Origin of the sequence: Achromobacter animicus (assembly GCF_902859585.1) — a bacterium.
Taxonomy (GTDB): Bacteria; Pseudomonadota; Gammaproteobacteria; order Burkholderiales; family Burkholderiaceae_B; genus Achromobacter; species Achromobacter animicus.
Map to the genome: position 1 here is coordinate 25,839 of NZ_CADIJM010000007.1, position 18,392 is coordinate 44,230.

Consider the following 18,392-nt stretch of genomic DNA (forward strand, 5'->3'; position numbering starts at 1 on the left):
TCTACGCCGCGCCCGCCTGCCCGTGCACCAGCAGCGCATAGATCTCCGCAACGCGGCCGGTCGTGAGCCCCTGGCGTTGCTCGACCGCCAACGGATGACTCGTGGGCTCCAGCTCGATGTACGGCCGGATGCCGTCGTTCCGAAGATGCACGTGCGTCTTCAGTCCGATCGTGTCGGGATACGGATCGAGCCGCGTCGTAAGCCAGCCGAACAACGGCGGCGTGTGCGAACGCTTTGCCTCGTCCGACATCCGCACCCACGTCTCGTAGCTTTGCAGACTGAGCGAGACCCACACGCCCCACACGAAGGGTTCTGGGTGGCCCGCGATCGGCAGCTCGATGCAGCCGCGCACATAGAAGTGCTGCTCGTCGATTACGCAATCGTCACTGCCCAGATCGCAACGATGGTTGCGTTCTTCGGGCGGTACGGCGTAGTACGTTGCGGGCGCATCGGCGCCGAAGCTCGGCAGGCCGTGGTGGAACTCGCCGCAGGTGGTGCACTTGAAGGAAAAGTCCATTGCTACTTTTTCGGTGTGGGTTCTTGAGGCGTCCGGCACGGTGGCGTCCCGGGGTGCGCGGGGCCACGATTGCGGTCCGGAGCCTTCGCTCCGGACTTCCCCTTTGTCATCCTCGTCCTCGCCTTCGGCGACTCCTACGGATTCCCTCGGGCTTATCGACGCCCCGCGCACCCCGGGCCGCCACCGCACCGGACTCTAGCATTTGAAACCTGTCGGGCGCTGGGGCGGTCTGTGTGCTTGGCATTCTTGCGCAGAGGTTCTTGGGCCAGAAGCATCTTGCGTCGCCCGTCCCCGTTCGGCCGCGCGGGCGGCCTGCGGTGACTTACGCAGTGTCTTGCGTTGGGGGGATGACGCTTCGCGAATAGGTGGCCTCGGTGTCTGGCACCCGCATCGATGGACTACATGCTTGAAACTGCGCCCTCCCAGGGTGTCAGACACCCATCCTGGCGAGGGCTGCCATTCTATCCATCCTCAATGGGATCCAGCTCGACACCGCAGCGCAGCGTGCGAAAATTGCAGATCGACTTACCGAGGGGCGGTCCGCGTGAAACACCTGCTTGTCAGTCTGGACAGACTGCATGATTTCGACGAAATCATCGACGTGCGCACCCCGCTGGAATACGCCGACGATCACATTCCGGGCGCCCGCAACGCGCCAGTGCTCGACAACGAAGAACGCGCCCTGATCGGCACGATGTACAAGCAGGTATCTCCCTTCGAAGCATCCCGCGCGGGCGCGGCCATCGTCGCTCGCAACATCGCCCGCCATTTGGAAACCACCTTCGCCGACCGCCCGCAAGGCTGGCGTCCGCTGATCTACTGCTGGCGAGGCGGCAAGCGGTCGGGCTCGATGACGTTGATGTTCAACATGATCGGCTGGCGCGCCCGGCAACTCGACGGCGGCTACAAGACTTACCGGCGCGCCACCCTGGACGGTCTGCAAACGCTCCCACAACCGCTGCGCTTCGTCGTACTGACCGGCCCCACCGGCAGCGGCAAGACGCGCCTGTTGCACGCGCTGCGCGACGCAGGCGCGCAGACGCTGGATCTGGAAGACCTCGCCTCCCATCGGGGTTCGCTGCTGGGCGCATTGCCAGACGCGGAGCAGCCCACGCAAAAGCGCTTCGATACCCTGCTCGCAGTCAGGCTGCGCGAACTTGACGCCAGCCAACCGGTGTTCGTCGAAGCAGAAAGCCGCAAGATCGGCGCGGTGGAACTGCCCGCATCCTTGCTGCATGCCATGCATCAGGGTGACTGTGTCGAAGTCCGCGCCAGCCGCGACGACCGCACGCGCTTCCTGCAGCAGGATTACGCGCGACTGTTCGACACGCCGGATTGGCTCAAGGCGCAGTTGCAGCGCATGTTGGGACTGCACAGCCGAGAAACCATCAAGGGCTGGATAACGCTGGTGGACGAAGGGCGCCGCGAAGACCTGGCGCGCGAACTGATCGACAGGCACTACGACCCGGCGTACGCGCGCAGTTCGCAATCGCACTTCGTGCACCTTGCGCAAGCAGTGCAGATGGATTTCCGGCCGAACGACGCGGATGTGGTGGAACAGGCGCGGGCGTTGATCGGAAGAAAGACGTAGATCACCGCAACCGTATCGAGACTAGGACTACAACTACAACCAGGACGACGGCTACGCGTGGTCAAACGCGCACAATTACCGCGTAGAAAACAAAAAACCCGCAGAGCAATAAGCTATGCGGGTCTTGAGGCAACCTTGGTTCACTGGTGCAAGTGTCTTTGGCGGAGACGGTGGGATTCGAACCCACGATGCAGTTTTTAGCCACATACTCCCTTAGCAGGGGAGCCCCTTCAGCCTCTCGGGCACGTCTCCGAAAAGAGAACGAGATTCTAGCACGATTTTTTTGGCTCTTGCCCGCGATCGGGGCGTTCACGCAAAAAAATCGTGCCGGACCTGATTCATCAGACCTTGGTGGCCGGCGCCTGGTCCAGACCGAAGGCCTTGTGCAGTGCGCGCACGCCCAGTTCCATGTACTTGTCGTCGATGATGACCGAGGTCTTGATTTCGCTGGTGCTGATCATCTGGATGTTGATGCCCTCTTGCGAGAGCGTCTGGAACATCAGGCTGGCGACGCCGACGTGCGAGCGCATGCCGATGCCGACGATGGAGACCTTGGCGACCTTTTCGTCGGTGGACAGTTCACGGGCACCGACGGCGGGGATGACTTCGCGCTTGAGCAGGTCGACGGCGCGCGTGAATTCGTTGCGGTTCACGGTGAACGAGAAGTCGGTCGTGCCGGCCACGGACTGGTTCTGCACGATCATGTCGACGTCGATGTTGGCGGCGGCGACGGGACCCAGGATGGAGAATGCGATGCCGGGTTTGTCGGGAACGCCCAGCAGGGTGATTTTGGCTTCGTCGCGGCTGAAGGCGATGCCGGAGACAACGGCGGCTTCCATTTTTTCGTCTTCCTCAAAAGTAATCAGCGTGCCCGAGACCATTTCTTCGTCGAGCGGGATAAGGGGGTCGGTCAGCGAGGACAGAACCCGGACCGGAACACGATATTTGCCGGCGAATTCGACCGAGCGGATCTGCAGGACCTTGGAGCCCAGCGAGGCCATTTCCAGCATTTCCTCGAAGGAAACGACGGACATGCGGCGCGCTTCGGGCACGACGCGCGGATCAGTCGTGTAGACGCCGTCCACGTCGGTGTAGATCAGGCATTCGTCGGCCTTGATGGCGGCCGCCACGGCTACAGCCGAGGTGTCGGAGCCGCCGCGGCCCAGCGTGGTGATGTGGCCGTCAGGGTCGATGCCCTGGAAGCCCGTCACGATGACCACACGGCCGGCGTCCAGATCAGCGCGCACGCGGGCGTCGTCGATGGACGTGATGCGGGCTTTCGTGAACGACGAGTCGGTGCGCACGGGCACTTGCCAACCAGCATAGCTGCGCGCGGACACGCCTTCGGCTTGCAAGGCGATGGCCAGAAGGCCGCTGCTGGCTTGCTCGCCGGTGGCGGCGATCATGTCGAGTTCGCGGCCGTCGGGCTGGGGCGAGAGCTCGCGCGCCAAGCCCAGCAGACGATTCGTCTCGCCCGCCATGGCGGACGGAACAACAACAACCTGGTGGCCGGCGGCGTGCCACTTTGCGACGCGACGCGCCACGTTTCTGATGCGCTCGACCGAGCCCATCGAAGTACCGCCATATTTGTGAACGATCAGGGACATCTCGTACTCTGGCTGGACACCCGCCGCAAGTGTTGACGGGCAAAACCATATATTCTAGCGCGACGGTAAAAATTTGCGCAGTTTGCGCAGATTTATGTCCATTTTGTGGCTGAATACGGCGTCGGGCTTGTCGATACCGCCCCAAATCGGAATAGCTGACCTCCTGCCGCAAACCGGCTTCCGATCCGGCTTACGAACCGGCCTGGCCCCGGCGCTCCACCCACACGCGGCCGCGGTGACATCGAATCACGTGGCCCGCCTGCTCCACTCGCAATTGCCGGTCATGGCCCAGGCTGTGCAGGCCACGCAACTGCCTCAGCAGGTCCGCCATGCGCGCGTCGGTGGGCATCCGCGCCCCATTTCGCTCCAGCCAATACCGCAACACCTGCGACTGACGGGCGGGCGATAGTCCGCGCCACGCCTGCAACGAAAAACTGGCGTTATCGGCACCGGGATCCAGCCGCGCAAAATCTTCACGGGCGACTTCGTCCAGAATCTCTGCCGCCTCTGCCATGTGCCGCGCATGGCGCGCGACGATGCCGCGCCAGCCGGGCCAGCGTGCATCCAGCACGGGCGCCAGCAATTCACGCAGTGCGGCACGGGTGTAGCGCGGATCGGCATTGGTGGGGTCCTGCACGGCGCGCCAGCCGATGGCTGCCTCTACGTCATCTGCCGCCTGAAGAATCGCGCTGCGATCCTGCTCAAGCCACGGGCGCACGTACGACACGCCATCGCGCTGCGTCACCGGCGCCATGGCCGCCATGCCCGACAGCCCGGTCCCGCGCAGCAGGCGCAGCAACACGGTTTCCGCCTGATCGTTGCGATGGTGGGCGAGCAGGATGTGGTGGACGCCGTGCTCCTGCGCCAACCGGGCGAGCGCGGCATACCGCGCATCGCGCGCGGCGGCTTCGATGCCCTTGCCGCTGGCCGGCTCGACCTGCACGCGCGCCTCGATAAGCGGAACCGACAGTCTTGCGGCCAAGGCTTGGCCGTGTTGCGCCCACTCGTCGGCCTGCGCCTGCAAACCGTGGTGCACATGGAAAAGCATCACCTCGATGCCCAGCAGCGGCGCGACGGCGGCCGCATGTACAGCCAGCATGGCCGAGTCCGCCCCGCCGCTGAACGCCACGGCGATGCGGCGCGGACGCTCGGGCAGTGCCTGGAGCATCTGGCGCAACGCCGTGGCCAGCGCGGTGGAGATGGGCAGGGAGGGAATGGCGCCCGCGTCGGCCCGGGGATGGCTGCCGGGCGGCGGGACGTCAGTCATGAGCGTGCAAGGGCGCGGGGGCCGCGGCGCCGGCTGAAGGGCCGGCGCCCTGCCCGCTTTACGCGCGCACTTCCTGGAAGGCGCCGTACGAGCGCACGCGCTGGAGACGCTGCTCGACGAGCTGTTCGGGGGTCAGGCCCTGCAGCTGGCGCAGGGCGTCGCCGAGCGCGCGGCGCAGCAGGCGGGCCATGACGCGGGGGTCGCGATGAGCGCCGCCGACGGGTTCGTTGACCACGCGGTCCACCAGACCCAGATCCTTGAGGCGGGGCGCGATGATGGCCAGCGCGTCGGCGGCCTCGGGGGCCTTGTCGGCGCTGCGCCAGAGGATCGAGGCGCAGCCTTCCGGCGAAATCACGGCGTAGGTGGCGTATTGCAGCATCAGCACGGCGTTGCCGACGGCAATGGCCAGCGCGCCGCCCGAACCGCCTTCGCCGATGATCGTGCAGATCAACGGGACTTTCAGTTCGGCCATGGCGTAAAGATTGTGGCCAATGGCTTCGGACTGGCCGCGCTCTTCGGCGCCGATGCCGGGATAGGCGCCCGGGGTGTCCACGAAGGTGAAGACGGGAATGCCGAATTTTTCGGCCAGGCGCATCAGGCGCAGGGCCTTGCGATAGCCCTCGGGGCGCGGCATGCCGAAGTTGCGCGCAGCGCGCTCCTTGGTGTCGCGGCCCTTCTGGTGGCCGATGACCATGCACGGCGTGCCGTTGAAGCGCGCCAGGCCGCCCACGATGGACTGGTCGTCGGCGTACATGCGGTCGCCGTGCAGTTCATGGAAGTCGGTGAACATTTCGCGCACGTAGTCCAGCGTGTAGGGACGCTGGGGGTGACGCGCAACAAGCGCTGTTTGCCAGGGCGTGAGCTTGGCGTAGATCTCCTTGGCGAGCGTCTGGCTCTTCTGCTGCAGACGTCCGATTTCATCGGAAATGTCTACCGCCGAATCGGCCTGCACATAGCGCAGCTGCTCGATCTTGTTCTCAAGCTCGGCGAGCGGCTGTTCAAATTCCAGAAATGTATTGCGCATGTAGTGTGGTTCCGTAGATGGGCTGCCTGGTTTGCGTCAGTATTGGACCGGCGTCGGTTCCAGACTGCGCCACAGATACCAGGTCGCCACGGTACGCCAGGGCTGCCACGCCAACGAGACTTCGCGAGCCTCGAAGCGAGAGACAGGCTCGCCGCTGAAATAGTGTAGCGAGATTGCCTTGAGCAACCCGGGATCATCCAGCGGCAGGACATCAGGCCGCTGTAGATTGAAAATCAAAAACATCTCCGCCGTCCAGCGTCCGATGCCGCGGATGGCGACCAGTTCCGAAATGACGGCCTCGTCGTCCATGGCCGCCCATTTCTCGGGATGGACCCGGCGCTCGCCGAAATGCACGGCCAGATCGAGCACATATTCGGCCTTGCGTTGCGACAGTCCGGCCTTGCGCAGGCCGTCCAGGCCAACGCGCAGCACGGCGACGGGCGTGGGGCGTTTGCCCACGGCGTCGATGAACTTGGTCCAGACGGCATCGGCCGCCTTCGGGGAAATCTGTTGCCCGATGATCGCCCGCGCCAGCGTGATGAACGGCGTGCCGCGCGAGGTCAGCCAGACCTCCGGGTGCTGGGGGATGATCTTTTTCAGAATGCGGTCGCGGCGCATCAGGTGCGCCACGGCGGCCTCCCAGTATTCAGGCTTGGGAATCTCGAGATCTGCGGTGGACATGTCCGGCGTATCCTGCGGGGTCACGCGCGGCGCCATTGCGTCAGGCCGCCCGGTTTGTCGTCCAGCTCGATGCCGGATTCGCGCAGCTCGGCGCGGATGCGGTCGGCTTCGGCAAAGTTGCGCGCAGCCTTGGCGGCCGCGCGCGCGTCGATCAGAGACTGGATGGCGTCGGCATCCAGCGTGCTGCGCGCGCCTTGCTCGATAGCGGCCGCGGAATAGCGGGTGGCGGATTGGAAGTACGTGGCGGGCGCCTGCTGCAGCAGGCCCAGAAGCGAAGCCAGGGCTTTCATCTGACCGGCGCTGCGCGCGCTTTTGGTGCGGTTGGCCTCGGAGGCCAGTTCGAACAACGCGGCCACGGCGCCCGAGCTGTTGAAGTCGTCGTCCATCGCGGCCTTGAAGGCCTGTGCCTGCGGCTCGTTCCAGTCAATGCCCTGATCGTCGGCCGGCACGTTCTGCAGGGCCTGGTACAGGCGATCCAGTGCGTTCTGCGCGTCGATCAGGTTGTCCGGCGTGTAGTTCTGCGGGCTGCGGTAATGGTTGCGCACAATGAAGAAGCGCACCATTTCCGCTTCGCGCGGGTTCACCTGGTACTCGGACTGGTCAGCCGCCGGGTCATTCTGCGCGACGGTCTGGCGGATGGTGCGGAAGTTGCCCAGGGACTTGGACATCTTGTCCGAATCGACCATCAGCGGGCCGCAGTGCATCCAGATGTTGGCCAGCGTGCCGCCGAACGCGCCCTCGGTCTGGGCGATCTCGTTTTCATGGTGCGGGAATTTCAGGTCCGGACCGCCACCGTGGATGTCCAGCGGCAAACCCAGCAGCGACTTGCTCATGGCCGAGCACTCGATGTGCCAGCCCGGGCGGCCCAGGCCGTACGGCGATTCCCACTTGGTGTCGGCGGGTTCTTCGGCCTTGGCGGATTTCCAGAGCACGAAATCGAGCGGGTCGCGCTTGCTGGATCCCACCGCCACGCGCTCGCCGGCGCGCAGGTCATCCAGCGTCTTGCCGGACAGCTTGCCGTAGCCGGGGAAACCGCGCACGGCGTAATTCACGTCGCCGTCTTCGGCCTGGTAGGCCAGCCCGTTGGTTTCGAGCTTGCCGATGATGTCGAGCATCTCGCCCACGTACTGCGTGGCGCGGGGTTCGCGATCAGGCGATTCGACGCCCAGCGCGCGCTCGTCGGCATGCATGGCCTCGATGTAGAACTCGGTGACTTCGCCGATGCGGCGGCCCGTTTCCACGGCGCGGCGGATGATCTTGTCGTCGATGTCCGTGATGTTGCGCACGTAGTCCACCGACAAGCCGCTGGCGCGCAGCCAGCGCTGCACGACGTCGAACGACACCAGCATGCGGGCGTGGCCCAGATGGCAGAAGTCATACACGGTCATGCCACACACGTACATGCGCACCTGGCCGGCCTGGGCCGGTTTGAACGGTTCTTTGGTACGCGATAACGTGTTGTAGATTTGCAGCATGGCGCGATAGGTTTCGTTTAGTGTTCCGTGGCGGTTTCGGAAAGTTGCTGTCGACGGAAAATACCGTCAACGCGTGCCGCCCAATTCGCCGCCCCATTTACATTGCCGCCCCGATGGCAGTGCAGTCCATTGGCAGTGCAGTCCATTGGCAGCGCTGTCCTGGCAGTCTGTCCCGGCAGTGCTGTCCCGGCAGCCTGTTCCGGCACAGCTGTCGGTGCGGGATCGATGGCCCGTATTCTTCCGGTGGCCCCTATTCCCTACTGCCTTGAACGCGATGGTCGAGCCAAAAACGCAACCGGGGCTAAAATGGCGGTCGTCAAGTATAGCAAGCGACCCGGTCGCGCGCGTAAGCGCCAGCCGGCCAAGACTTTTAACGGAAAGCCCACGTGACTATCAAGCCGCGTTTTTGCGTTGCCCTGCTCGCCCTGGCCTTGGCCGGCGCGCCGGCGGGCGTCGCCCTTGCCCAGTCGATGAGCGGGGGCGCGGGAGAAAACCCCAACGCCACCCGCACCACCCTGGACCCGATTCCGCCTGAAGGCGGCTGGGACGCTCTGGCCAATCTGCTGGAAGCCGCCAAGCCCAGCGTGGACACCCGGCTGATCCCCTCCGCGTCGCAGATCACGACGCACATCGAGCGCATGCTGAACCGTGGCGAAAACGCGGAAGCGCTGGCGATGATCGAAAAGCGCCAGGCCGAGATCAAGGACCAGCGCGGCACCGACGTGCAGCTCATGTTCCAGCATGCGCGCGCCCTCGCCGCCCTGGACCGCACGAACGAAGCCATCGACATCTACAACGATATGACCACGCGGTTCCCGGAATTGCCGGAACCCTGGAACAATCTGGCAGCTCTATATGCTGGACGCGGCGAACTGGACCGTGCGCAGGATGCCCTCCAGATGGCATTGCGCGCAGATCCGAACTACGCCGCCGCCCGCGCCAACCTCGGCGACCTGCAATTGCTGCAGGCCTTGCGAACCTACAAGGAGGCCGCCGGCGACGGCGTGCCTGGCATGCGGGAAAAGGTCCGCGAAGTTGAAACAATGTTGAAGGATAAACAAGGCAAATGATGTCCCGTTACTCCCCTCTTCACCTGCTGCGCCTGACGGCGTGCTCGTTCGCACTGGCTGCATTCGCTCCGGCGTTCGTCAGCGCCGCCCCCGCAGCCTCTTCTTCTCCCTCCACCTCCGAAGGCACCAAAACCATGAGCACCAATCCCCGCGTCAAGCTTCAAACGAACCAAGGCGACATGGTCATCACCCTGGACGCCGCCAAGGCGCCCAAGTCCGTTGAAAACTTCCTGACCTACGTCAAGGAAGGCTTCTACAACGGCACCGTGTTCCATCGCGTGATCGACGGCTTCATGGTCCAGGGCGGCGGCTTCGAACCCGGCATGAAGCAGAAGCAGACCCACGCCCCGATCGAAAACGAGGCCAACAACGGCCTGAAGAACGACAAGTACACCCTGGCCATGGCCCGCACCAGCGATCCGCACTCGGCCACCGCCCAGTTCTTCATCAACGTGTCCAATAACGACTTCCTGAACTTCACGTCGCCCACGCCGAACGGCTGGGGCTACGCCGTGTTCGGCGCCGTCACCGAAGGCCAGGACGTGGTCGACAAGATCAAGGGCGTGAAGACCGGCAACAAGGGCTTCCACCAGAACGTGCCGAACGAAGACGTCATCATCGAGAAGGCCGAAGTTCTTGAATAAGATCTCCCTGCCCGGCCCGGTCTGGCTGGCATCCGACCTGCACCTGGGGCCGGCCACGCCGGCCACCTCGGAGGCCTTCCTGGCCTTTCTGCAGGCGGCAGAGGAAGAGGCGGCAGCCCTGCTGCTGCCCGGCGACATCTTCGACGCCTGGATTGGCGACGACGTGATCCGCGCCGCCCCGCCGTGGCTTGCCACGGTGCTGGTGGCGCTGCGCAATACGGCCGCCCGCATCCCGGTCTGGCTGGGGCGCGGCAACCGCGATTTCCTCATCGGCGAGGAACTGGCAAAGGCCGTGGGCGCCAGCCTGCTGCCCGAGCCGGCCCTGCTGGAAACCGATTTCGGCCAGGTCCTGCTGACGCACGGCGACGAGTTCTGTACGGACGACGCCGCCTACCAGCAGTTCCGCAAGATGGTCCGCAACCCGCAATGGCAGGCCGAATTCCTGGCCAAGACCATTCCCGAGCGGCTGACCATGGCGCAGCAGGCACGGGGCGAGAGCCAGGCGGCCAACCAGACGAAGTCCATGGAAATCATGGACGTCAACGCGGACGCCATCGAATCGATCTTCCGCGAGACGGGCGTGCGCGTGCTGGTGCATGGCCACACGCATCGCCCTAACCGCCACGTGCTCGATGTCGACGGCCAAAAGCGCGAGCGCTGGGTGCTGCCCGACTGGGACTGCGATCACGTGTCGCCGCCGCGCGGCGGCTGGCTGGTCATTGACCGCGACGGGCTGCAGTTCTACGACCTGGAAACGGAAGCGTAGACGCCACCCGTCCCACGCCGGACAAAAAACAAGGGCCGCTTGAGAAAGCGGCCCTTTTTCTGTCTGCGATCGCCGTGTGGCGGGAGGAATCAGCGCGTGAAGATCCAGGCCGCCACGATGCCGCCGAAAATGATCCGGTACCAGGCGAACACGCGGTACGTGTGGTTGGCCACGAAGCGCAGCACGGCCCGCACCACCACCATGGCGCTCAGGAACGCCGCGATGAAGCCCACGGCGATGCCCGACAGGTCGTGCTGGGTCAGCAGGCCGAAGTTCTTGTACATGTCGTAGGCCGCCGCGCCGAGCATGGTCGGCATGGCCAGGAAGAACGAGAATTCGGTGGCCGTCTTGCGCTGGATGCCGGCGATCATGCCGCCGATGATGGTGGCGCCCGACCGCGAGGTGCCGGGAATCATCGCAAAGCACTGCGCCACGCCCACGCCCAGCGCCTGCTTCCAGGTGATCTGCTCCAGCGTGTGGGCCGACGCGCGCTCGTCCGAGGCGGTGTCGTCAGCAGCGCCCGGCGCATCGCCCGGCGTGTGGCGCGTGCGGCGTTCGACGTACAGCATGATCAGCCCGCCCAGCACCAGCGTCACCACGACCACCGCCGGGTGGTAGAACACCGATTTGATGGTCTTGATGAAGATCGCGCCGATCACCGCCGCCGGCAGGAACGCCAGGATCAGGTTGCGGGTGAAGGCCACCTCGCTGGGCACGCCCGTCAGCGTGCCGCGGATCAGCTTGAGCAGCCGGGCTCGGAAGACCCACATCACGGCAAGGATCGATCCCAGCTGGATGACCACCTCGAACACCTTGCCGTCGCCCGAATCGAAATTGAGCCAGTCGCCGACCAGGATGAGGTGGCCCGTACTGGACACGGGGATGAATTCCGTCAGGCCTTCCAGGATGCCCAGGATGAATGCTTTGATCAGATAGAGCGAGTTCTCGGTCACGGGCTGGGGTCTCTCTCTGTTAGTCGTTGGCTAGGGTTGCTTCGTCAGGAAAATGCTCTTCGGGGCGCTTCTCGACGCGCACCAGCGCGATGCGGCGGCCATCCATTTCCAGGACTTCGAAGCGGAAATGCTGGTGATGGATCTGGTATTCGCACACGTCGCCCGGCTTGGGCAGGTGTCCGAAGCGCGAGAGCAGATAGCCCGCAAGCGTGGAAAAGTCCTGGGCGTCGTCGACCAGGCCTTCGGTTTCAAGCACCTGCTCGACGTGGTGCAGGTCGGCCGCGCCGTCGATCTTCCAGGTGTTGTCGCCGTCCGCCACGATGTCGGGCAGCTCGTCTTCGTCGGGGAATTCGCCGGCGATGGCCTCGAAAACGTCGATCGGCGTCACCAGCCCCTCGATGGCGCCGAACTCGTCAGCCACCAGCACGAGCTGGCCGCGCGAGCGCTTGAGGGTGTCCATGAGGCGCAGGATGCCGATCGACTCGTGCACGATGATGGGATCGCGCAGGCGGTTGCGGCGCACCCTGCCCTCGGTGATCAGGTCCGCGATCAGATCCTTGGCGCGGCCGATGCCCAGCACTTCGTCCAGCGAGCCGCGGCACACCGGGAAGAAGCTGTGCGGCGCCTCGGTGAGCTGGCGGCGGATGTTGTCGGGATCGTCGTCGATATTGATCCAGGAAACGTCCGTGCGCGGCGTCATGATGGAACGGATGGAGCGCTCGGCCAGCGTCAGCACCCCGCTGACCATGTTGCGTTCTTCGACCCCGAAGGCCTGTACTGCCGGGCTGCCGGCGTTGGGCAGGTCGGGTTCGTCGCTGGCCGGCGGCCGCTTGCCCAGCATGCGCAGCACGGCAGAGGCGGTGCGTTCGCGCATGGGAAACCGGGCGTCGAGCTTGAGCAGGTTGCGGCGCGCCACCTGGTTGAGCGCCTCGATGGCAACCGAGAACCCGATGGCGGCGTACAGATAGCCCTTGGGCACCTTGAAGCCGAAGGCTTCGGCCAGGAGCGAAAAGCCGATCATCAGCAAGAAGCCCAGGCACAGCACCACCACCGTCGGGTGGGCGTTGACGAAGCGCGTCAGCGGCTTGGACGCGATCAGCATGATGCCGATGGCAATGATGACCGCGATCATCATGATGGCCAGGTGATCCACCATGCCGACGGCGGTAATGACCGAGTCCAGCGAGAACACCGCATCCAGCACCACGATCTGCGTGACGATCACCCAGAAGCTGGCATAGACGCGCGGGCCGGACGAGCCGGTGTGCATGCTGCCTTCCAGGCGCTCGTGCAGTTCCATGGTGCCTTTGAACAGCAGAAACAGGCCGCCCACCATCAGGATCAGGTCGCGCCCCGAGGGCGATAGCGGACCGATATTGAACAGGGGGGTAGTCAGCGTGACCAGCCATGACATGACGGACAACAGGCCCAGGCGCATGATCAGCGCGAGGCTCAGGCCCATGATGCGCGCGCGATCGCGCTGCGCGGGCGGCAGCTTGTCCGCCAGGATGGCGATGAAAATCAGGTTATCAATGCCCAGGACGATCTCAAGGACGACCAGGGTAAGCAAGCCGACCCACGCAGCGGGGTCCAGCAGCCACTCCATCAGGAGCTCCAGAAGTTACACGACCGGTAATCGTACATGGAAAATCCATGACATGCCGGTGACGCATCCCCTCCGTAAGCCTGATGGACAGAGGCTTTGAGCCGTATGGACTAAGGCTTGCAAGCGCCTGAAACGGGCCGTGTGTCCCGGTTTACGCGCGCCGCGCGTCAAACGTTGCGGGCATGAAAAAGCCGGCCCCCCGGCCGGCTCTTGCTTGTCTCAACAGACCCGTCGGGGAATCAGCCGCCGACTTTGAGCGTGCCCTTCATCATGGCCCAGTGGCCGGGGAAGGAGCAGAAGAATGCGTAGTTTTCGCCAGCGGCGAGCTTGGAGACGTCGATCTTGACGGAGTCGGATTCGCCACCGCCGATGACCTTGGTGTGGGCGATGACGCGGGTGTCGCCCGCCTTGACGTAGTCTTGTGCCAGCCCGGCGCCCATGCCGTCCGTGGCGACGGCCTGCTTGTCGGCTTCCTTGGTGAGGACCCAGTTGTGGCCCATTGCGACCTTGGCCATCTTGCCGACGTGCTTCAGGTTGACCGTGAATTCCTTGCAGCTCTTGTCGACCACGATTTCCTTGACGTTGAACTGCATGGCGTCGTTGCTTTCGACGGTGGCTTCACATTGCGCGGCCAGCACGGGCAGGCTGGAGGCGGAAAGAAGGATGGCGAGGGTGGCTTTTGCCAGCATGAAATTCTCCGATGACACAGCGGTCGATGCACGTACGCCAGCCAGATGCAGACGCCGTTGCCGCCGCGGATCAGTGTAGGACTGCCTTCCCCTCGCTCTCTTGACATCCATCAACACCCCCTGCGGATACCCCTCAAAACTCAGGAACTTCCCCTACATTTCGTAGGGCTATTAGGCCTTCGACTCTGGCAGATTGACAAACCGCAATCCGGTCCTGGGTGCATGTTCGTAGGATGGCCGTAAGCAAACACGACGAACAGAGTTCAGCATGCGCGGCAGTACCGAAGTACCCCACCGGTTCACCAAACACATTCAGGCCGCGTTCTTTGTTTTATGGCTTTCCTGTCTGTTCCTGGCGCAAACCGCGCAGGCGCAGCGCCTGCCTGACTTTCTTGCCAGCACACCCATCACAGACGTGTTCCCCGGCGCCGACCGCACCGGTCCCGTCGAAGGCAAGCCCGCGATTGCCCGCGTGTTTGCAGGCAACAAGCCACTGGGCCTTGTCTACCTGACCACCGACGTCGTCAACACCCGCGGCTACTCCAGCAAACCCATCGACGTGCTGGTGGGGCTTTCCGACAGCGGCCGCATCATGGGCGCAAAGCTGGTCGAACACCACGAGCCCATCGTGCTGATCGGCATCCCGCAAGCCAAGGTCGATCACTTCATCCAGGGCTATGTCGGCCTGAACTTCGTCGACGCCCCGCCCCGTCACGGCGCACCGCCGCCCGTCGATATCGTCAGCGGCGCTACGGTCACGCTGATGGTGATCGGCGACACGATCACGCGGTCCGCCATTGCGGTGGCGCGCGCCCACGGCATCGACAAGTCGGGCGCGCCGCGCCAGACCGCGCAACCAGCGGCGACCCGCGTCATCGACGAAAGCAAAGACACCGTGCAGACTTGGCAGGAACTGCTCGACGCCGGCGCCGTGAAGAACCTGCGCCTGACGCCCGACGACGTCAACCAGGCGTTTCTGCGGTCCGGCCGCAAGGACGCCGCCGAACACGGCGAAGGCGGCCCCGACGACACCTTCATCGACCTGTACGCCGCACTGGTCAGCGCCCCGTCCATCGGCCGCAGCCTGCTGGGCGACATCGGCTGGCAGCGCCTGAAAGAACGCCTCAAGCCCGGCCAGCAGGCCGTGCTGGTCGCCGGCAACGGTCTCTATTCATTCAAGGGTTCGGGCTACGTGCGCGGCGGCATCTTCGACCGCATCGAGGTCATCCAGGACGAAAGCGCCTTCCGGTTCCGCGACCGCAACCACCAGCGGCTGGCCGACGTCAACGCCAAGGGCGCGCCCGCGCTGCGCGAAGTCGCCCTCTTCGTCGTGCCCGAGGACGCCTCGCTCGACCCGGTCAAACCGTGGCGGCTGCAACTGATGGTGCAGCGCGTGCTCAGCGTGTCGGACAAGGCGTTCGTCACGTTCGATCTGCCGTATGACCTGCCCACGGCCTACACCCGCGCCGTCGCGCCGCCGACCGCACCCGCAGCAGCAGGCCAACCCGCCACTGCACCCGCGCCCTCGCCCGACGTCGAAACCGCCCCGCCCGCGTTGTGGAAGCAAATCTGGCAAGGCAAGGCTGGCCAGATCGCCATCCTGACCGTCGCCCTGACGGTGCTGGTCGGCATCTTCTTCTTCCAGGATCAACTGACGTCGCGCCCGTTGCTGCACGACCGCCTGCGCCTCGCGTTCCTGGCCTTCGCGCTGTTCTGGATCGGCTGGTACGGGCAGGCGCAGTTGTCCATCGTGAACGTGCTGACGTTCTTCTCGGCCCTGCGCACCGACTTCCGCTGGGAATACTTCCTGATGGACCCGCTGGTGTTCATCCTGTGGTGCGCCACCGCCATCTCCATGGTGTTCTGGAACCGCGGCGCATTCTGCGGCTGGCTGTGCCCGTTCGGCGCACTGCAGGAACTGACCAACCGCATCGCCCGGCGGCTTGGCGTGCGCCAACTCAAGATCCGCCACGGCGTGGCGCAGCGCCTGTCCACGTTCAAGTACGTGATCTTCCTGCTGCTCTTCGGCTTCTCGCTGTACGACCTGGCGGTCGCCGAACAACTGGCCGAAGTCGAACCCTTCAAGACCGCGATCATCCTGCATTTCGTGCGCCACTGGCCCTTCGTGCTGTTCGCCGTGGCGCTGCTGGCCGCGGGCCTCTTCATCGAACGCTTCTTCTGCCGCTACCTCTGCCCGCTGGGCGCCGCGCTGGCCATCCCCGCCCGCCTGCGCATCTTCAATTGGCTCAAGCGCTACCGCGACTGCGGCAACCCCTGTCAGCGCTGCAACATCGAATGCCCCGTTCAGGCGATCGACCCCTCCGGCGAAATCAACCCGAACGAGTGCATCCAGTGCCTGCACTGCCAAATGCTTTACCACCACAAACAGAAGTGCCCTCACCTGATCCAGAAGCAGGCTAAGCGTGAGCGGCGCCCGGCTCCGCCCCCTGAGCCGTCGGTGCAGGAAGTCGTTCTGCACCGCATGCCGACGCCCAACTCGGCAAATCGCCCCAACCGGGAATCGTGAAACACGGTTTTCGTACCGCGGCGCTCTGCGCCGTCCCTACCTAGGAGTTATCCATGTCCGACAAGACCCCCGAAAAAGCCGGCCTCACACGCCGAAGCTTCCTGGGCACCGCAGCCATCACCGGCGCGGCCGGCCTCGTAGCCGGGGCGCAGATTTCCACCGCGCACGGCAAAGAGGGCAAATCAGGCAACGGCGCCGTGCTCGGGCATGTCGCACCGGGCGAGCTCGACGAATACTATGCGTTCAACTCCAGCGGCCAGTCCGGCGAAGTCCGCGTGCTGGGCCTGCCGTCCATGCGCGAACTCGTGCGCATCCCCGTGTTCAACCATTGCAGCGCCACCGGCTGGGGCCGCACCAACGAGAGCCGCAAGGTGCTGACCGAAGGCCTCACGCCTGAAACCCGCGAGTACCTGAAGGACAAGGGCGGCGTGTTCCCCAACGGCGACGCCCACCACCCCCACCTGTCGTTCACCGACCAGACCTACGACGGCCGCTACCTCTTCATCAACGACAAGGCCAACAACCGCGTGGCCCGCATCCGTCTGGACGTGATGAAGACGGACAAGATCGTTGAACTGCCCAACGTGTCGGGCGTGCACGGCCTGCGTCCGCAGCGCTATCCGCGCACCGGCTACGTGTTTGCCAACGGCGAGCACATTATCCCGCTGCCCAACGACGGCAAGGTGCTGGACGATCCCAAGAAGAACTTCTTCTCGGTGTACTCGGCCATTGATGGCGACACCATGAAGGTGGCGTGGCAGGTGCTGGTCGACGGCAACCTGGACAACGGCGACGCCGACTACCAGGGCAAGTATTCGTTCGCCACCTGCTACAACTCCGAGAAAGGCGTCACTGTCGAGGAAATGTCCGCCAACGAGCAGGACTGGGTCGTGGTCTTCGACCTCAAGCGCATCGAGAAGGCGGTCAAGGACGGCGACTTCAAGACGATGGGCGGCGTGCCGGTGGTCGACGGCCGCCACGGGTCCAAGTACACGCGCTACATCCCGGTGCCGAATTCGCCGCACGGCTGCAATGCCGCGCCCGACGGCATCCACCTCATGCTGAACGGCAAGCTCTCGCCCACGGTCACCGTGATCGACGTGCGCAAGCTGGACGACCTGTTCGCCGACAAGATCAAGCCGCGCGACTGCGTCGTGGCCGAACCGCAACTGGGCCTGGGCCCACTGCACACCGCGTTCGACGGCCGCGGCAACGCCTACACCACGCTGTTCATCGACAGCCAGATGGTCAAGTGGAACATCGACAAGGCCAAGCGCGCGTACAAGGGCGAAAAGGTTGATCCCATCCTGCAGAAGCTGGACGTGCACTACCAGCCGGGCCACAACCACTCGACCATGGGCGAAACCAAGGAAGCTGACGGCAAGTGGCTGGTGTCGCTGAACAAGTTCTCGAAAGACCGCTTCCTGAACGTGGGTCCGCTCAAGCCCGAAAACGACCAGCTCATCGACATCTCCGGCGACGAGATGAAGCTCGTGCATGACGGCCCCAGCTTTGCCGAGCCGCACGACATGTGCCTGGTGCACCGTTCCAAGATCAACCCGATCAGCGTCTGGAAGCGCGACGACCCCATGTGGGAAGACGCCCGCCAGATCGCCAAGAAGGACGGCGTGTCGCTGGAAGACGCGGCCAAGGTCGTGCGCGACGGCAACAAGGTCCGCGTGTACATGATGGCCGTCGCGCCGATGTTCAGCCTGAAGCAGTTCGAGGTGAACCAGGGCGACGAGGTCACCGTGTTCGTGACCAACATGGAAGTGATCGAAGACTTGACGCACGGCTTCACGCTCGAAGGCCACGGCATCGCCATGGAAATCGGACCCCAGGCCACGTCGTCAATCACGTTCAAGGCGGATCGCCCCGGCATCTACTGGTACTACTGCCAGTGGTTCTGCCACGCGCTGCACATGGAAATGTCCGGTCAGATGATCGTGCATCCCAAGAAGTCTGCGTAACGATC

At 64.4% G+C, this 18,392-nt stretch carries 15 protein-coding genes and 1 tRNA gene; 6 read left to right on the forward strand and 10 right to left on the reverse strand.

All coding sequences use genetic code 11. From position 1 onward, the window contains the following. Position 1: 1 nt before the first annotated feature. Positions 2 to 517, reverse strand: coding sequence for a DUF2199 domain-containing protein (locus HV681_RS17335; protein ID WP_175124232.1), 516 nt, complete (start codon positions 515 to 517; stop codon positions 2 to 4). A 544-nt stretch (positions 518 to 1,061) separates the two neighbouring features. Here HV681_RS17335 and mnmH point away from each other — a divergent pair. After that, entirely contained in the window at positions 1,062 to 2,108 is a 1,047-nt protein-coding gene (mnmH, locus tag HV681_RS17340) for a tRNA 2-selenouridine(34) synthase MnmH (protein ID WP_175124233.1), read from the forward strand. A 159-nt stretch (positions 2,109 to 2,267) separates the two neighbouring features. Here mnmH and HV681_RS17345 read toward each other — a convergent pair. The 6 genes from HV681_RS17345 to cysS all read right to left on the reverse strand — a co-directional run bounded on the left by HV681_RS17345 (position 2,268) and on the right by cysS (position 8,162). Next, positions 2,268 to 2,360: transfer RNA gene (locus HV681_RS17345), tRNA-Ser, on the reverse strand. A gap of 89 nt (positions 2,361 to 2,449) precedes the next feature. Next, entirely contained in the window at positions 2,450 to 3,715 is a 1,266-nt protein-coding gene (locus HV681_RS17350) for an aspartate kinase (protein WP_175124234.1), read from the reverse strand. Between the two features lie 190 nt (positions 3,716 to 3,905). After that, a complete protein-coding gene (tilS, locus tag HV681_RS17355; RefSeq protein WP_496349919.1) occupies positions 3,906 to 4,892 on the reverse strand; it encodes a tRNA lysidine(34) synthetase TilS in 987 nt (328 codons plus the stop codon). Positions 4,893 to 5,040: 148 nt separating this feature from the next. Beyond that, positions 5,041 to 6,006, reverse strand: a complete 966-nt coding sequence (locus tag HV681_RS17360; protein WP_175124236.1) for an acetyl-CoA carboxylase carboxyltransferase subunit alpha — start codon at positions 6,004 to 6,006, stop codon at positions 5,041 to 5,043. Positions 6,007 to 6,042: 36 nt separating this feature from the next. Then, positions 6,043 to 6,687, reverse strand: coding sequence for a DNA-3-methyladenine glycosylase family protein (locus HV681_RS17365; RefSeq protein ID WP_175124237.1), 645 nt, complete (start codon positions 6,685 to 6,687; stop codon positions 6,043 to 6,045). Between the two features lie 20 nt (positions 6,688 to 6,707). After that, the gene (gene cysS, locus HV681_RS17370; RefSeq protein WP_175124238.1) at positions 6,708 to 8,162 is read right to left on the reverse strand and encodes a cysteine--tRNA ligase; all 1,455 of its coding nucleotides are present in this window, start codon (positions 8,160 to 8,162) and stop codon (positions 6,708 to 6,710) included. Positions 8,163 to 8,548: 386 nt separating this feature from the next. Here cysS and HV681_RS17375 point away from each other — a divergent pair, with 386 nt between their 5' ends. From HV681_RS17375 to HV681_RS17385, 3 genes are all read left to right on the forward strand, one after another. Further along, positions 8,549 to 9,232, forward strand: a complete 684-nt coding sequence (locus HV681_RS17375) for a tetratricopeptide repeat protein (protein WP_175124239.1) — start codon at positions 8,549 to 8,551, stop codon at positions 9,230 to 9,232. 134 nt (positions 9,233 to 9,366) lie between these two features. Further along, a complete protein-coding gene (locus HV681_RS17380) occupies positions 9,367 to 9,876 on the forward strand; it encodes a peptidylprolyl isomerase (RefSeq protein ID WP_175124240.1) in 510 nt (169 codons plus the stop codon). Further along, complete coding sequence (locus tag HV681_RS17385) at positions 9,869 to 10,642, forward strand: UDP-2,3-diacylglucosamine diphosphatase (protein ID WP_175124241.1); 774 nt, start codon at positions 9,869 to 9,871, stop codon at positions 10,640 to 10,642. Before HV681_RS17380 ends, HV681_RS17385 begins: the two co-directional genes overlap by 8 nt. Before the next feature lie 89 nt (positions 10,643 to 10,731). Here the strand turns inward: HV681_RS17385 and HV681_RS17390 are convergent, their stop codons facing one another. From HV681_RS17390 to azu, 3 genes are all read right to left on the reverse strand, one after another. Beyond that, on the reverse strand, positions 10,732 to 11,595 hold the full coding sequence (locus HV681_RS17390; RefSeq protein WP_175124242.1) for an undecaprenyl-diphosphate phosphatase: 864 nt from the start codon (positions 11,593 to 11,595) through the stop codon (positions 10,732 to 10,734). Positions 11,596 to 11,614: 19 nt separating this feature from the next. Next, complete coding sequence (locus tag HV681_RS17395; protein ID WP_175124243.1) at positions 11,615 to 13,201, reverse strand: TerC family protein; 1,587 nt, start codon at positions 13,199 to 13,201, stop codon at positions 11,615 to 11,617. Between the two features lie 239 nt (positions 13,202 to 13,440). Then, positions 13,441 to 13,890, reverse strand: a complete 450-nt coding sequence (azu, locus tag HV681_RS17400) for an azurin (RefSeq protein WP_175124244.1) — start codon at positions 13,888 to 13,890, stop codon at positions 13,441 to 13,443. Positions 13,891 to 14,158: 268 nt separating this feature from the next. Here azu and HV681_RS17405 point away from each other — a divergent pair, with 268 nt between their 5' ends. Continuing rightward, complete coding sequence (locus HV681_RS17405) at positions 14,159 to 16,417, forward strand: NosR/NirI family protein (protein WP_175124245.1); 2,259 nt, start codon at positions 14,159 to 14,161, stop codon at positions 16,415 to 16,417. A gap of 53 nt (positions 16,418 to 16,470) precedes the next feature. Beyond that, positions 16,471 to 18,387, forward strand: coding sequence for a TAT-dependent nitrous-oxide reductase (nosZ, locus tag HV681_RS17410; protein WP_175124246.1), 1,917 nt, complete (start codon positions 16,471 to 16,473; stop codon positions 18,385 to 18,387). Positions 18,388 to 18,392 lie beyond the last annotated feature (5 nt).